This is a genomic window from Aurantiacibacter odishensis, from assembly GCF_003605195.1.
GTDB classification, from domain to species: Bacteria; Pseudomonadota; Alphaproteobacteria; order Sphingomonadales; family Sphingomonadaceae; genus Alteraurantiacibacter; species Alteraurantiacibacter odishensis.
In genome coordinates this window covers 143625-157613 of record NZ_QYOS01000021.1, presented here as the reverse complement: position 1 = coordinate 157613, position 13989 = coordinate 143625, and the positions used below count along the sequence as shown (strand labels likewise).

Genomic DNA, 13989 nt, shown 5'->3' with positions numbered 1-13989 from the left:
GCATGGCATCGCAAGAGATCGAGAACCTGGCCTCTGCCCTGGCGCGCCTGCCGGGCCTCGGCCCGCGCTCCGCGCGGCGCGCCGTGCTGTGGCTGGTAAAACACCGCGAAACCGCGCTGGAGCAGGTGCTGGACGCGCTGGGCGCGGTGAAGGACAAGCTGGTGGAGTGCGATACCTGCGGCAATGTCGACACCCAGAACCCATGCACCATCTGCGCCGATCCCAAACGCGATGCGAAAAGCATCTGCGTGGTGGAGGACGTGGCGGACCTGTGGGCGCTGGACCGTGCGCGGCTGTTCACCGGCACATTCCACGTTCTGGGCGGTCGACTTTCCGCGCTGGACGGCATCAGGCCGGAGGATCTTGCCATCGACAGCCTGCTGGGCCGCGTGGAGCAGGGCGGGGTAGACGAAGTCGTCCTCGCCATGAACGCCACGTTGGAGGGGCAAACCACGGCACACTACATCGCCGAACGGCTGGAGGACCACGCCGTTCGCATCACCCAGCTCGCCCACGGCCTGCCGGTCGGCGGCGAACTCGATTACCTCGACGAAGGCACCCTGGCGCAGGCATTGAGGGCGCGCAGGCCTCTTGGCTGAACACCGGCCAGCTTACAGCAATTGAAGGTTCAGCCGGTTGGGCCTATATTACCTGCATGGCTATTCGTGAAATCCTGGAAGCGCCGGACCCCCGGCTGAAAGTCGTGTCGTCTCCTGTCGAGACGTTCGACGACAATCTGAAGACCCTCGTCGAGGACATGTTCGAGACGATGTACGATGCCCACGGCATCGGCCTCGCCGCAATTCAGGTGGGTGAGCCGCTGCGCCTGCTGGTGATCGACCTTCAGGAAGAGGACCCCGATGCGGAGCCGGTGGAGTGCAACCACGATGGCCACGCCCACACGCACCAGCCGGTGAAGAACGACCCGCGCGTGTTCGTGAACCCGGAAATCCTCGATCCGTCGGACGACACGAAGAGCTACCAGGAAGGCTGCCTTTCGGTGCCCGATATCTTTGCCGACGTGGAGCGCCCTGCCAAGTGCCGCGTGCGCTGGCAGGACCTTGAGGGCAACACGCACGAAGAGGAAATGGACGGCATGCTGGCGGTGTGCATCCAGCACGAGATGGACCACCTGAACGGCATTCTTTTCATCGACCACCTCAGCCGCCTGAAGCGTAACATGGCGCTGAAGAAGCTGCAAAAGGCGCGCGCGGCCTGAGAGCTTTCGAAAGTTCTCTAGACCAAAAAAGGGCGCCAGATCGGCGCCCTTTTTCGTATCAGTTGATGGCTTCCTCGCTGGTGTTGGCAACGGATTCCAGATCCTGCCCCATGCCGCGCACGGTGTTGCAGGCGGAAAGTCCCAGCACGGTGCTGCCCAGCAGCAGGCCGATAAGGGCGGTCTTCAATCGCATCGTCGTTCCAATCCAGATAACGGGCGCGGTTGCGTGTCGCGCCACGGGTAAACGTTAGGCCGAAACCCTGCCCCCGTCTATCTGAACGAAACCGGAATTACGCGGCGGCTTCTGCCTGCATTCCCTGTAGCGCCTTCACGCAGTCTTCCATGCATTCGCGGCACATCTTCTCGCAGCGTCGGCAATGCGGGTTGTCGTGCTTCGCACATTCCTCCGCGCAGACCTTGCAGGCGATGATGCAGGCTTCCAGCAGCGACTTGATCACCACGGTATTGCCATGCGTGCGGCGGGCGGCGACGCGGCTGACGGCCTGGCAGATCTCCGAGCAATCGAGGCACTTGCGAATGCATTCGCTCATGTCGCCTTCTTCGGCGTTGCAGGCATCGGCGCACGAATTGCAGATGGCTGCGCAGTACATTGCGTGCTTCACAGCTTCGCCCAGCTGTTCGTTGTAGTCGGACCCTACCTGCGGGTGTTCCTTGATCATTTCCTTGATCGACATGGCATTTCTCCTTCTGCCCTATCGACGGGCGAGGAGGCGTGCCGGTTCCGACAGCCGGTCACGAAAAAAGGGCCGCCCGGCTGGACGGCCCTTTCTCGAGCGAACACGTTTGGGGGGTATGTTCGCTACGGGGGGTAGGTTTCCTCAGAACAGGCCTTCGATCTGGCCGTTCTCGTCGAGGTAGATGTTTTCCGCGCTGGGCACCTTGGGCAGGCCCGGCATGGTCATGATGCCACCGGCAATGGCGACCACGAAGCCAGCGCCTGCCGAGAGGCGCACTTCGTTGATCTCCACGGTGTGATCTTCCGGCGCGCCGAGTGCCGTGGGATCGGTGGAGAAGCTGTACTGCGTCTTCGCCATGCAGATGGGGTAGTTGCCGTAGCCCATCTCTTCCCACTGCTTCAGCTGCTTGCGAATGGCCGGCGAAATGCTGACTTCGCCCGCACGGTAGATTTCGGTAGCGACCGTAGTGATCTTGTCGGCCAGCGGCATGTCGCTGGGGTAGAGCTGGTTGAAATCGGGTGCCCCTGCATCGGCCTTGGCCGAAACGATCCGCGCCAGTTCTTCCGCCCCTGCGCCGCCTTCGGCCCAGTGCTTGCAGATCACGGCCTCGGCACCGAACTCCTTGGCCATTTCCTGGATCACGGCGATTTCGGCGTCGGTGTCGAGATAGAAGTGGTTGATGGCGATCGTCGGGGTCACGCCGAACTTCTTCAGGTTCTCGATGTGGCGCTTCAGGTTCACGGCACCGGCGCGAACGGCTTCCACGTTCTCGCCCTCGGTCAGCTGGTTCTTGGGCACCCCGCCGTTCATCTTGAGCGAGCGGACGGTGGCGACCAGCACGATGGCGTCGGGCTTCAGACCGGCAAGACGGCACTTGATGTCAAGGAACTTCTCAGCCCCGAGGTCGGCACCGAAACCGGCTTCGGTCACGACATAGTCGGCCATCTTCAGCGCGGTCTTGGTGGCGATCACGGAGTTACAGCCGTGAGCGATGTTGGCGAAGGGGCCGCCGTGCAGGAAGGCCGGGCGGTTTTCCAGCGTCTGCACGAGGTTGGGCAGGATGGCATCCTTCAGCAGCACGGTCATCGCGCTGTCGGCCTTCACGTCTCGGCAGTAGACCGGGCTGCGGTCGCGCTTGTAGCCGATGATGATATCGCCCAGGCGCTTCTGAAGGTCCTTCAGGTCGCTGGCGAGGCACAGGATGGCCATGATCTCTGAGGCCACGGTGATGTCGAAGCCGCTTTCGCGCGGGAAGCCGTTGGCAACGCCGCCCAGCGGGCCGACAATCTGGCGCAGCGCGCGGTCGTTCATGTCCAGCACGCGCTTCCACGTCACGCGGCGCACGTCGATATCGTTCGGGTTGCCCCAGTAGATCGAGTTGTCGATCATGGCGGACAGCAGGTTGTGCGCGCTGGTGATGGCGTGGAAGTCACCCGTGAAGTGCAGGTTGATCTCGTCCATCGGCATCACCTGGCTCTTGCCGCCACCGGCACCGCCGCCCTTCATGCCGAAGCACGGGCCGAGAGAGGGTTCGCGCAGGCACAGCATCGTTTTCTTGCCGATGCGGTGCAGAGCGTCCGACAGGCCGACAGAGGTCGTGGTCTTGCCTTCACCAGCCGGGGTGGGGTTGATCGCGGTAACTAGGATTAGCTTGCCGTTCGGGTTATCGGGCAACTGGTCGGTATCGACCTTCGCCTTGTACTTGCCGTAGGGGATCAGCGCATCGTCCGGCACGCCGGCATTGGCGGCAACCTCGGTGATCGGGATAAGCTTGGCCTGACGGGCAATCTCGATATCTGTGGGCATGGATGATCCTCTCTCGATGTCATGTTCTTGCGCAGGCGCGATTCGCTGCGCACGCGTGTTCGGCCAGCCTTGTTTCACAATTGCGAAAATTTCGCAATTCCGAATTGTAAGTGAAGCATACAAATTTTGCCAGCGGCTGGGGATGAGGCGAGCGCGGCGCTTGTCGGTCGTTGCGTGCTCGTCTAGGTTCGCGTTTCGTTCCTATCGTTTGAAGGCTGTTTATGGATCCTGTCGTTCTCGCCCTTATCGTGCTGGCTCTCGTCTTGGGAGGGCTGGGCTACTGGCTGGGTCAGCGCCCCGTGGCGGAGTGGCGGGAACGCCATGCGGCGCGCGATGCCGAGGCGAAGGAGCTGGACGAGAAGTTCCGCAAGGCCGTGGTCGATCTCGAGAATGCCACGGTGCGCGCCCAGAGGGCGGACGGGCTGGAAGAGCAGCTGAACACCGTGCGCGAGGAGCGCGATGTAGCGCGCAACAGGCTTGCCACGCTGGAAGCCGATGCCGCCAATCACGAGCGGCAGATCATCCTGATGAAGGAAGCGCGCGAGGAATTGCTCACCCAGTTCCGCGCCGCAGGCAGCGAAGTGCTCAGCAAGGCGCAGGAGAAATTCATCGCCGATGCCGCCGAGCGGCTGGGCAATGCAGAAAAGGCCAACAAGGAAGCCGTGGCGAACCTGCTCGCCCCGGTGAACGAGCGGTTGCAGAAGTACGAGGAGCAGGTCGGCACGCTGGAGCGGCAGCGCAGCGACGCCTTCTCCCGCCTGCACCAGCAGATCGAGGCGATGCGGCTGGGGCAGGAAGAGGTGCGACGCGAGGCGCAGCGGCTGGGCAACTCGCTCACCAATGCCCCCAAGGCGCGCGGGCGCTGGGGCGAACGGGCCTTGCAGAACCTGCTGGAACAGTGCGGCCTTGCCGAGCACACCGATTTCCACCTCGAACAGTCGATGGATACCAGCGAAGGGCGGCTGCGCCCCGATGCCATCGTCAATGTGCCGGGACAGAAGAAGCTGGTGATCGATTCCAAGGTCTCGCTCAACGCCTATCAGGCCGCATTCGAGGCGGACGATGACGAGGAGCGCAAGCGGCAACTGGCGCTTCATGCGAAGTCGATGCGAGGACACGTCCAGACGCTGGGGGCAAAAAGCTATCAGAGCCAGTTCGAAGAGGCGCCCGATTATGTCGTAATGTTCGTGCCGGGAGAACACTTCGTCGCGGCCGCTCTGGAGGCCGACCCCACGCTTTGGGACTTCGCTTTCGACAACAAGGTTCTGCTGGCAACGCCCACCAACCTCGTCGCCATCGCGCGCACCGTGGCGCAAGTATGGCGGCAGGACGCGCTGGCGCAGGAAGCGCAGGAAATCGGTCGCATGGGGGCCGAGCTTTACGACCGGCTGCGTGTCGCTTCGGAACACCTGAAGCGCATGGGCGGCGGGCTGGAAAGCGCGGTGAACAACTACAACAAGTTCGTGGGCAGCTTCGAGCGCAACGTGCTGTCGTCCGGTCGCCGCCTTGCCGAGAAGGGCATTGAGATCGGGAAGAAGGAAATCGAGGACATCGAGCCGATCGAGAGAACGCCGACCTACGGTTTGTCCGATCTTGCGGAACCTGCCGAAGCCTTGCTTATTGATAGCAAGGAGAGCGAGGAGGCTTCGGAAACCTAATGAAATTCACCCGCGCCATCGGCGTCACCGTGGCCCTGGCGGCCAGCTTGAGCGCCTGCGATCGCAGCGATCCGCCGTCGGACCGGCTGGAGCGCGCGGCGGAGGAACTGGTTTCCGAGGTGGAGAACACCGCCGCAGCCGTGCCGGAGCCGGTCGGCACATGGGCCCCGCGCAACGAATGCCGCGATCTGCCAGGCGGGGTGGATTTCCTCGCCAGCGTGCAGGCCGCCATCGACACGCGCGATACCGACGCGTTTCTCGCTCTGGCGGCGGACGACATAAAGCTCGATTTCGGCGGCGGCGCGGGCAAGAACGAACTGCGCGAACGCCTTTCTGCCGAGAACGGCACCTTCTGGCGCGAACTTGCCCGGATGCTGGAACTGGGCTGCGCGGCAGACGACGCCGCGGGCATGACCATCCCGTGGTATTTCGCGCAGGAAATACCGGTCGATCCCTACGCGGGGGCTATCGTCACTGGGAACGGCATCCCGCTCTATGAAGGGCCCGCCAGCGACACGCCGGTGCAGGCGCAGCTTTCATGGGAAGCTGTCGTCACCCTGCCGCAGACCGGCGAGAGCGACTTCGCCCACGTCCGCTGGACAGACCCGGCAACCCGGCAGGAAGTCGAAGGCTACATCGCCAAGACCAGCCTGCGCTCCATCATCGACTACCGCCTGATCGCCAGCCGCCGCAACGACCGCTGGCGGATTACCGCTCTGGTGGCGGGGGATTGATGGGCGTCTGCTAACGACCCGATTGCGGACATTTGGCTTTGCGGACAGAATGCTTGGATGAGTCGCAGAAAAATCTTTGGTTTCGCAATCGTAGTATCCGTCGCCATTGTATTTTGGCCTTGGCTTGGAAACCCCGGAGACTTCGTCAAGTGGGAAGATCGCTTTAAGACTTCGGTCCCAATCGCACTGGCGTTTGGCTTGCCTTGCGAAACGCGTGAAGACGGTGTGATCTTCCACGACATAGGACCGGATTGTTACCGCTTTTCAGAATTGCGTGATTATAGCGGTATCTGGATAAACCAATTCGAGGGCTCGACTTTCATTGAAGGGGGCGACGAAGTTCCAACGAAGCGCCCCCCGTTCGAAGAGACTGCGTGGCTGCAGTACGATCCGGTCAGAGAGCCAAGTGGCATAGACATTTTCGACTACGATGAAGAATTAGGCTGCTATCCAATAGCGGCGTATCATGTGCGCTTTGTCGGAAGAGAGAGACCTGGTGGCGGCGGGCATTTGGGTCTTTGGGGAAGAGAGATTTGGCCTGAGCGAATGGTAGAAATTGAGCATCTGCCAGCTCCCAACTGCCAAACCTACTAGATGTCCGCTAACCACCCAACTCCAGACATCACCCCTCTAAGGCGTCCAGCACCTCGTAAGCCAGCACCGCCGCTGCCACCGCAGCGTTCAGGCTGTCCGCGCGGCCGCGCATGGGCATGGTGACGCGCAGGTCGCAGGCCATTTCGTAGGTTTCGGGCAGGCCTTGCGATTCGTTGCCCACCATCACGAAACACGGCGCTGCATAGGGTGCGCCGCGATAGGGCACCGCGTCGCGCAAGCTGGCGGCGACAAGCTGGCCCTCTCCTCCCCGCAGCCACGGCAGGAATTCGTCCCACCCGGCGCGTGCGATCTTCTGCGTGAAGACAGCGCCCATGCTGGCGCGCACGGCTTCCACGCTGAAGGGGTCGGCGCAGTCGTCGATCAGGATCAGGCCGCCTGCGCCCACTGCGTCTCCAGTGCGCAGCATGGTGCCAAGGTTGCCCGGATCGCGGAGCGCCTGTGCCACCAGCCAGATCTTCGCGGCAGACCTGTCCACCCCGGCCAGCGAGGTATCGAATTCGGCAAACACGCCCGCCACGCTCTGCGGATTGTCCTTGCCGGTAATCTTGGAAAGGATATCGGGCGAAGTGACGATCACTTCGCCGCCGGCTTCGGCAACGGCAGCCTCCAGCGCGTCGATCAGCGGGTGCGGATCGCGCCCTGCGGCCATCACCAGCATCTGCGGCACGTGCCCACATTCGCGCGCGTCGGTCAGCAGCCGCAGCCCCTCGGCAAGGAACACGCCCTCGCGCTTGCGGTGCTTTTTCTCCCGCAAGCTGCGCAGATACTTTACCGTGGGATTGGAAAAGCCGGTGATTTCACGCCGGATGGGTGAGGGCATTACTCTTCGCCGAACTTGCCTTCGACCAGCGCGACAAGCTCCGCCAGCCGCGCCTCGGCATCGTCTCCGGCAACGCGGATATTCACGGTGTCACCCTTGGCCGCGCCCAGCATCATCAGGCCGAGGATGGAGCCACCGGCGGCTTCCTGCCCGTCCTTCTCCACGAACACGTGATGGCCCTGCATTTCGGTGACGGCGGCGACGAACTTGGCGCTGGCGCGTGCGTGCAGGCCGCGCTTGTTGGGAATGACGACCTGCTGACTCACTTCACTCATTGCGCGCGTCTCCTCAGGCATCCTGGCCGAGGAATTCGGAAGCCAGCGTGATGTAATTGCGGCCCGCTTCGCGCGCGGCGGCGGCAGCGGCGCCCAGCTTCATTTCCTTGCGCGCGCCCGCGAGGCGGATCAGCATGGGCAGGTTGATTCCGGCAATTACTTCGGTGCGGCCCTGTTGCAGCAGGGAGATGGCAAGGTTCGACGGGGTGCCGCCGAACAGGTCTGTCAGCATGATCGCGCCGGAGCCGCTGTCCACCCTGTCGATGGCATCCGCGATCTCCTGGCGGCGGTCTTCCATGTCGTCATTGGGGCCGATGCAGATCGTGGCGATCGCATCCTGCTGGCCGACCACGTGCTCCATGGCGGAAACGAATTCCTCGGCCAGACGGCCGTGGGTAACGAGAATCAGTCCGATCATTGGGGGGCGATGCTTTTCCGGCTCTCAAATTTCGCAAGGCATTCAAGGGGATCGGTCACGGTTGCTGTGTCCCTTCGACAAGGTCTTCCGCGCGCGATCCCAGGTTGCGGTGCAGCACGGTGGGCGAAAAGCCGCCTTCGCGCAAGACCTGCGCCATCTTCTCCGCCGTGTAAACCGACCGGTGTCTCCCGCCGGTACAGCCAAACGCGATGTTGACGTAGGCCTTTCCCTGCTCGGCATAGCGCGGCAGCAGTTCCAGCAACAGGCCGCGAATCTTGTCGAAGGTAGAGGCGAAAACCGCACTGCGTTCGATGAACTCGCCCACCGGCGCATCCAGCCCGGTCTGTTCGCGCAAGGCCTCTTCCCAGTGCGGGTTGTCGAGATAACGCATGTCGAACACCAGGTCCGCCGTGGGCGGCTTGCCGCGGGCGAATCCGAAGCTGGATACCGTGACCGTCATCTGTTGCGGCGCAGTCTGGCTGAACTGCTCGCGGATCGTCTGCCTGAGGTCGTTGGTGGAAAAATCCGTCGTGTCGATCAGCACGTCGGCCCAGCGGCGCAGGGGGGACAGCAGTTCGCGCTCCGCCGAAATGCCGGAAGATACGGGCAGGTCGCCCGCCAGGAAATGGCGGCGGCGGGTTTCGTTGAAGCGCCGCTCCAGCTCGTGCCCCGCGCAATCGAGAAACAGGGTGGTGATGGCGAGGCCATCGTCCTCCACCCAGCGCTTCACTTGCTCTATGATCTCGGCCGGAACGAAGCCGCGCGTGCGGCAATCGAAACCGATGGCGAGCGGGTGATCGTTACCATCGCCGCCCACCAGCCTGTCGAGCAGGCGGATCGGGAAATTGTCGATGGATTCCCAGCCGAGGTCTTCCAGTTCGCGCAGCGCGGTGGTTTTTCCTGCGCCCAGCATGCCAGTCACCAGCAGAATGCGGCTCTGCGGCCGTGCGGGCTCGTTCGAATGGTCCGTTTCTCCCATAGCGACGCGGTTTGCGCGCTTGCCGGGCAAATGTGAAGAGGGACTTGGGGGCAGTCCCGAAATGGCAATCAGTCCAGCCCGTGCATTTCCAGCGCGGCCTCTGCTCGCAGGGCAAGGAATGGCGTGCCGGGATAGAGGTCGACCTGCGGGACCTGGCGACCCAGCAGGAGCCTGTAGCCGTGGCCTAGCGGCAAGCGTTCGGCATCGGTGGTCAGGTTGATCACAATGGCCACCGGTGCACGGCCGGTGGGCACTTCCAGCAGGCCGACATTGCGAATCTCGATCAGGCCCTCGGTGTTGGGCGGAGGGGTCGCGACGATCAGTTCGCCGACCTGCGAGAGGGTCACGCCGTCATCGCCGACCAGTTCGCCGCCCCGGTCCATCAGCGCCAGGGCGAGGCTGGACTTGCCGCTTCCCGGTGGCCCGCTGATCAGGACGGCGCGCCCGCGCAGGGCAATGCAGCTGACATTGGGCAGGACTTCGCTCATTCGAAAACTCTTACGCGGCTGGCAATTCGAGAACGAGACAGGCCCCGCCCAGCGAATCCGGGGGATCCGCCACGCTCAGGCTGCCATCGTGCGCTTCGGCAATGGTACGGCCGATGGCGAGGCCTAGCCCCGAATGGTTGCCATATTCTTCGCCTTCCGGGCGATGCGAGTGGAACCGGCGGAAGACCTTTTCCCGCTCGGCTTCGGGAATGCCGGGTCCTTCGTCGCAGACCGTCGCGGAGACCCGGCCGCCGGCGCGGGAAATGGTGACAGTGATGCGCCCGCCTTCGGGCGAAAAGGACACCGCGTTGTCGATCAGGTTCTCGGCGATCCGCTCCAGACGCAGCGGCACGCCCATTACCAGGTCGCGGGTGGTGTCCATGTCGATGGTGATCACGCATCCGCGGTTTTCGCTCCGCTCCATCTTGCGGGAGACCACGTTGGCGAACAACTGACCCAGTTCCACCGGTTCGAAAGTGGCGCGGCTGAGTTCGGCATCGATCCGGCTGGCCTCTGAAATTTCGGTCACGAGGCGGTCGATCCGGCGCACGTCATGGGCGGCCACTTCCACCAGCTGAGCGTGCAGTTTCGGCTCCTTGACGCGGGGCAGCGATTCCGTCGCGCTGCGTAGCGATGCCAGTGGGTTCTTGATCTCGTGCGCGACATCGGCGGCAAAGGTTTCCACCGCGTCGATGCGGTGGCGCAGCGTGGCTGTCATGTCGGAAACGGCGCGGGCGAGCAGGCCGATCTCGTCGGCGCGCTCGTCCATACGGGGCACTTCCACTTCGCGGTCGCGGCCCAGGCGCACGCGCTGGGTGGAGATTACCAGGCGCCGCAGCGGCTGGATGATGGTGCTGGCAAGATAGAGCGAGAGTACGATGGAAACGGCGAGCGCCAGCATGATGATCGTCATCAGGCTGCTGCGCGCGTTGCGCACGGCCTGCGTGATGTCCGATGCGTTGCGCGTGGTGAGCAGGCTGGCTCCGTTGACGCCGACGGGCGCGGCCGCGTTGATCACCGGGGTTCCGTCCGGCGCGCGGCGAAGCTCGATCTGCGACAGGCCCTGCTGGCGCACGCGGGCGAGTTCGGGCCAGTTGTCGGCGGCGGTATCCTCAGGCTCGACGTAACGCGGAGGGGAGGGTGCACCGACGGCGATGTTGACCGCGCTATCCGTCCACCGGGCGAGGTCTTCAAGGAATGGCTCCGCCACGGGATCGTCGAAGGTAAAGCTGGGAGCGTCCAATTCGAAACTGTCGGCAATCAGCGCGCCCGATGCATCGTAGAGCCGCATCCGCATCCGCTGTTCGCGGCCGATCTGGCTGAGCAGTGCCTCCTGCCGCTCGCGCGTGGCCCCGGCCAGTGCCTCGGCCGTGATCTGCGCTTCGATCCGGGCCAGCTTGAAACGTTCGTCGAGCAGCTGCCTACGATAGGAATCGAGAAAGAACAGGCTGCCCGCCAGCACCAGCAGCGGGATCAGGTTGACGGCGAGGATGCGCGCGGTGAGCGAACGGCCAACTGGAAAGGCCAGCCGCTCCAGGCGGCTCGCCTGCAACCCCGTGTCGCCGCTGTCGTCAGCCATCGGAGAAGCTGTAGCCCGCGCCGTACAGCGTTTCGATCGCGCCGAACTCCGGGTCTACCGCGCGGAACTTGCGGCGCAGGCGCTTGATGTGCGAATCGACGGTGCGGTCGTCCACGAACACGTCGTCCGGGTAGGCTGCATCCATCAATTGGTTGCGGCTCTTGATAACGCCGGGACGCACGGCCAGCGCCTCAAGGATGAGGAACTCCGTAACCGTAAGGCTGACGGGCTTGCCATCCCAGGTGACCTGGTGGCGCGCCGGGTCCATCGCCAGGCGGCCGCGCGCGATCACTTCGCTGTGCGCACTGGGCGCGGGTGTGGTATCCTCATGGCCTTCAGGCAACGGGGCGGCACGGCGCAGTATGGTGCGGATGCGGGCCAGCAGGAGGCGCTGGCTGAACGGTTTGGCGATGTAATCGTCCGCGCCCATGGCAAGACCGGCTTCCTCGTCCTCCTCCTGATCCTTGCTGGTCAGGAAGATCACCGGCAGGTCCGACGATTCGCGCAGCTTCTGCAGCAATTCCATGCCGTCCATGCGAGGCATCTTGATGTCGAACACGGCCAGGTCCGGAGGATTTTGTTGCAGCGCTGCGAGCGCAGCTTCTCCGTCGGAGTAGACGCGGGTGGCGTAACCTTCGGCCTGGAGGGCGATGGAAAGCGTGGTCAGGATGTTGCGATCGTCGTCCACCAGCGCGATTGTTCGCTGGCCGTCAGCCGCGAAATTCTGCGCTTCTGTGGCGATATTGTCGGATGCCTGCGTCATGCTTCTCCTTGTCCCACAAGCGAGGTAATCCCTTGCCGGCGACGTGACAACTGGCAGGCCCTCGATAGCCCCGCCAAAATGGTCTCAAAGGTAAGTAATCCCGGACTAAGTCAAACCGGTCCCGGTAAATTGACGCGCCCAGCTTTCGACCTTATGCGGGCCGCACAATCGAGTGCATACGAATGCGCCGTTGCCATCTTGACCGTAACGAGGAGCCTACGTGTCATACGAACTTTCCAAGTCGCTGTCCGACCAGGGCATTGCGACCACCGCCACTATTCACCCGAACCTGGGCACCGCTGCCCTCGTCGAACATGCCATCGCCAAGGGTGAGGGGCAGCTGACGCAGCACGGCGCGCTGCTGGTCGATACCGGCAAGTTCACTGGTCGCAGCGTGAAGGACAAGTTCATTGTCCGCGACGCGACGACCGAGAGCACGATCGACTGGGGAAAGATCAACCAGCCGATGGACCAGGAGCACTGGGACAACCTGAAGGCCGATTTCCTCGCCGCGACGAAGGATCAGACCGAGCTTTACGTGGCGGACCTGTTCGGCGGCAGCCAGCCGGAATACCGCGTGAACGTGCGCGTCATCACGCAGATGGCGTGGCATAACCTGTTCGCCCGCACCCTGCTGGTGCGCCCGACCCCCCAAGAACTGGCCAGCTTCGATCCCGAATACACCATCATCAACCTGCCCAGCTTCAAGGCGGATCCCGAACGCCACGGTTGCCGCAGCGACACGGTGATTGCGGTCAACCTGACGGAAAAGCTGATCCTGATCGGCAACACCGAATACTCGGGCGAGATGAAAAAGGGCGTGTTCGGCCTTCTGAACTACCTGCTGCCGGAACAGGGCGTGATGCCCATGCACTGCTCCGCCAACATTGGCCCGGATGGCAAGACGGCGATCTTCTTCGGCCTTTCCGGCACCGGCAAGACCACGCTTTCCGCCGATGCCAGCCGCACGCTGATCGGCGATGACGAGCACGGCTGGTCCGACGATGCGGTCTTCAACTTCGAAGGCGGCTGCTACGCCAAGATGATCAACCTCTCGGCAGAGGGTGAGCCGGAAATCTACGCGACGACCAAGATGTTCGGCACGATCATCGAGAACGTGACGATGGACGAGGACACGCGCGAGCTGGACTTCACGGATGGCAGCAAGACGGAGAATACCCGCGGCGCCTATCCCATCGAGTACATTCCGAACACTTCGGAAAAGAACCTCGGTCCGGCACCGTCGAACGTCATCATGCTGACGGCCGATGCCTTCGGCGTCCTGCCTCCGATCGCGCGCCTTACGGCAGATCAGGCAATGTACTATTTCCTTTCCGGCTACACCGCCAAGGTGGCAGGGACGGAGATCGGCGTGACCGAGCCGGAAGCCACCTTCAGCACCTGCTTCGGCGCTGCCTTCATGCCGCGCCACCCGTCGGTCTACGGCAACCTGCTGAAGGAACGTATCGCCAAGGGCGACGTGCAGTGCTGGCTGTTCAACACCGGCTGGACCGGCGGCAAGTACGGCGTCGGCAGCCGTATGCCGATCAAGGCCACTCGCGGCCTGCTGAACGCGGTACTCGACGGCAAGATGGATAACGTGGAATTCCGCAAGGATCCGAACTTCGGCTTCGATGTGCCGGTGCACGTGCCCGCGCTGGACGAGGCCGGTATCGACCAGACCGTGCTCGATCCGCGCAGCACCTGGGCCGACAAGGACGAATACGACGCCACCGCGCACAAGCTGGTGGAACTGTTCGTGGAGAACTTCCGCCAGTTTGCCGAGCACGTGGACGAAGGCGTCCGGCAGGCGGCTCCGCAAGCGGCCTGACAACCAGTTTCCGAGCTGGAGAGGAGAGGCCCCGCCCGGCGCAAGACCGGTGCGGGGCCTTTTACATGCGAGTCGCGCGGCGTAACGTGACGGCGGAACCACAATT

General features: G+C 63.3%; 16 protein-coding genes. 6 read left to right on the top strand and 10 right to left on the bottom strand.

What is annotated here, in order from left to right; translation table 11 throughout:
* Positions 1–2: 2 nt before the first annotated feature.
* A complete protein-coding gene (gene recR, locus D4Q51_RS05095; protein ID WP_120076790.1) occupies positions 3–599 on the top strand; it encodes a recombination mediator RecR in 597 nt (198 codons plus the stop codon).
* Between the two features lie 56 nt (positions 600–655).
* Positions 656–1219, top strand: coding sequence for a peptide deformylase (def, locus tag D4Q51_RS05090; protein ID WP_120076669.1), 564 nt, complete (start codon positions 656–658; stop codon positions 1217–1219).
* A 58-nt stretch (positions 1220–1277) separates the two neighbouring features.
* Here def and D4Q51_RS05085 read toward each other — a convergent pair whose 3' ends face one another.
* The 3 genes from D4Q51_RS05085 to D4Q51_RS05075 all read right to left on the bottom strand — a co-directional run bounded on the left by D4Q51_RS05085 (position 1278) and on the right by D4Q51_RS05075 (position 3723).
* A complete protein-coding gene (locus D4Q51_RS05085) occupies positions 1278–1406 on the bottom strand; it encodes a hypothetical protein (protein ID WP_420807527.1) in 129 nt (42 codons plus the stop codon).
* Positions 1407–1509: 103 nt separating this feature from the next.
* A complete protein-coding gene (locus D4Q51_RS05080; protein WP_120076667.1) occupies positions 1510–1914 on the bottom strand; it encodes a four-helix bundle copper-binding protein in 405 nt (134 codons plus the stop codon).
* A gap of 144 nt (positions 1915–2058) precedes the next feature.
* The gene (locus tag D4Q51_RS05075; protein WP_120076666.1) at positions 2059–3723 is read right to left on the bottom strand and encodes a formate--tetrahydrofolate ligase; all 1665 of its coding nucleotides are present in this window, start codon (positions 3721–3723) and stop codon (positions 2059–2061) included.
* Positions 3724–3944: 221 nt separating this feature from the next.
* Here D4Q51_RS05075 and D4Q51_RS05070 point away from each other — a divergent pair, with 221 nt between their 5' ends.
* From D4Q51_RS05070 to D4Q51_RS15645, 3 genes are read left to right on the top strand one after another with little or no spacing between them, the layout of a single operon-like run.
* Positions 3945–5381 carry a DNA recombination protein RmuC gene (locus tag D4Q51_RS05070; RefSeq protein WP_120076665.1) on the top strand — a complete coding sequence of 479 codons (1437 nt, stop codon included), beginning with the start codon at positions 3945–3947 and terminating at the stop codon, positions 5379–5381.
* Positions 5381–6115, top strand: a complete 735-nt coding sequence (locus tag D4Q51_RS05065; protein ID WP_120076664.1) for a hypothetical protein — start codon at positions 5381–5383, stop codon at positions 6113–6115. The genes D4Q51_RS05070 and D4Q51_RS05065 overlap by 1 nt, the downstream gene beginning before the upstream one ends.
* A gap of 57 nt (positions 6116–6172) precedes the next feature.
* The gene (locus tag D4Q51_RS15645; protein ID WP_162925152.1) at positions 6173–6709 is read left to right on the top strand and encodes a hypothetical protein; all 537 of its coding nucleotides are present in this window, start codon (positions 6173–6175) and stop codon (positions 6707–6709) included.
* 28 nt (positions 6710–6737) lie between these two features.
* On the opposite strand, the gene D4Q51_RS05060 is transcribed toward D4Q51_RS15645, so the two are convergent.
* From D4Q51_RS05060 to D4Q51_RS05030, 7 genes are all read right to left on the bottom strand, one after another.
* Positions 6738–7550 carry a TrmH family RNA methyltransferase gene (locus D4Q51_RS05060; protein WP_120076663.1) on the bottom strand — a complete coding sequence of 271 codons (813 nt, stop codon included), beginning with the start codon at positions 7548–7550 and terminating at the stop codon, positions 6738–6740.
* Entirely contained in the window at positions 7550–7825 is a 276-nt protein-coding gene (locus D4Q51_RS05055) for an HPr family phosphocarrier protein (protein ID WP_120076789.1), read from the bottom strand. The genes D4Q51_RS05060 and D4Q51_RS05055 overlap by 1 nt, the downstream gene beginning before the upstream one ends.
* A gap of 13 nt (positions 7826–7838) precedes the next feature.
* Positions 7839–8243, bottom strand: a complete 405-nt coding sequence (locus D4Q51_RS05050) for a PTS sugar transporter subunit IIA (RefSeq protein ID WP_120076662.1) — start codon at positions 8241–8243, stop codon at positions 7839–7841.
* Between the two features lie 55 nt (positions 8244–8298).
* Positions 8299–9222, bottom strand: a complete 924-nt coding sequence (gene rapZ / locus D4Q51_RS05045) for an RNase adapter RapZ (protein WP_120076661.1) — start codon at positions 9220–9222, stop codon at positions 8299–8301.
* Between the two features lie 68 nt (positions 9223–9290).
* A complete protein-coding gene (locus D4Q51_RS05040) occupies positions 9291–9710 on the bottom strand; it encodes an HPr kinase/phosphorylase (RefSeq protein ID WP_120076660.1) in 420 nt (139 codons plus the stop codon).
* A 10-nt stretch (positions 9711–9720) separates the two neighbouring features.
* Complete coding sequence (locus tag D4Q51_RS05035; RefSeq protein WP_120076659.1) at positions 9721–11289, bottom strand: stimulus-sensing domain-containing protein; 1569 nt, start codon at positions 11287–11289, stop codon at positions 9721–9723.
* Positions 11282–12052 (bottom strand): response regulator transcription factor, encoded by a 771-nt coding sequence (locus D4Q51_RS05030; protein WP_120076658.1) that lies wholly within the window; start codon positions 12050–12052, stop codon positions 11282–11284. The genes D4Q51_RS05035 and D4Q51_RS05030 overlap by 8 nt, the downstream gene beginning before the upstream one ends.
* A gap of 220 nt (positions 12053–12272) precedes the next feature.
* Here D4Q51_RS05030 and D4Q51_RS05025 point away from each other — a divergent pair, with 220 nt between their 5' ends.
* Positions 12273–13883, top strand: coding sequence for a phosphoenolpyruvate carboxykinase (locus D4Q51_RS05025; protein WP_120076657.1), 1611 nt, complete (start codon positions 12273–12275; stop codon positions 13881–13883).
* The last annotated feature ends 106 nt before the right edge of the window (positions 13884–13989 follow it).

What these genes read in the sequence shown, in the direction of transcription:
- recR (WP_120076790.1), top strand. Translation starts at nt 3, where the DNA reads ATGGCATCGCAAGAGATCGAGAACCTGGCCTCTGCCCTGGCGCGCCTG.
- def (WP_120076669.1), top strand. Translation starts at nt 656, where the DNA reads ATGGCTATTCGTGAAATCCTGGAAGCGCCGGACCCCCGGCTGAAAGTC.
- D4Q51_RS05080 (WP_120076667.1), bottom strand. Translation starts at nt 1,914, where the DNA reads ATGTCGATCAAGGAAATGATCAAGGAACACCCGCAGGTAGGGTCCGAC.
- D4Q51_RS05075 (WP_120076666.1), bottom strand. Translation starts at nt 3,723, where the DNA reads ATGCCCACAGATATCGAGATTGCCCGTCAGGCCAAGCTTATCCCGATC.
- D4Q51_RS05070 (WP_120076665.1), top strand. Translation starts at nt 3,945, where the DNA reads ATGGATCCTGTCGTTCTCGCCCTTATCGTGCTGGCTCTCGTCTTGGGA.
- D4Q51_RS05065 (WP_120076664.1), top strand. Translation starts at nt 5,381, where the DNA reads ATGAAATTCACCCGCGCCATCGGCGTCACCGTGGCCCTGGCGGCCAGC.
- D4Q51_RS15645 (WP_162925152.1), top strand. Translation starts at nt 6,173, where the DNA reads ATGAGTCGCAGAAAAATCTTTGGTTTCGCAATCGTAGTATCCGTCGCC.
- D4Q51_RS05060 (WP_120076663.1), bottom strand. Translation starts at nt 7,550, where the DNA reads ATGCCCTCACCCATCCGGCGTGAAATCACCGGCTTTTCCAATCCCACG.
- D4Q51_RS05055 (WP_120076789.1), bottom strand. Translation starts at nt 7,825, where the DNA reads ATGAGTGAAGTGAGTCAGCAGGTCGTCATTCCCAACAAGCGCGGCCTG.
- D4Q51_RS05050 (WP_120076662.1), bottom strand. Translation starts at nt 8,243, where the DNA reads ATGATCGGACTGATTCTCGTTACCCACGGCCGTCTGGCCGAGGAATTC.
- rapZ (WP_120076661.1), bottom strand. Translation starts at nt 9,222, where the DNA reads ATGGGAGAAACGGACCATTCGAACGAGCCCGCACGGCCGCAGAGCCGC.
- D4Q51_RS05040 (WP_120076660.1), bottom strand. Translation starts at nt 9,710, where the DNA reads ATGAGCGAAGTCCTGCCCAATGTCAGCTGCATTGCCCTGCGCGGGCGC.
- D4Q51_RS05035 (WP_120076659.1), bottom strand. Translation starts at nt 11,289, where the DNA reads ATGGCTGACGACAGCGGCGACACGGGGTTGCAGGCGAGCCGCCTGGAG.
- D4Q51_RS05030 (WP_120076658.1), bottom strand. Translation starts at nt 12,052, where the DNA reads ATGACGCAGGCATCCGACAATATCGCCACAGAAGCGCAGAATTTCGCG.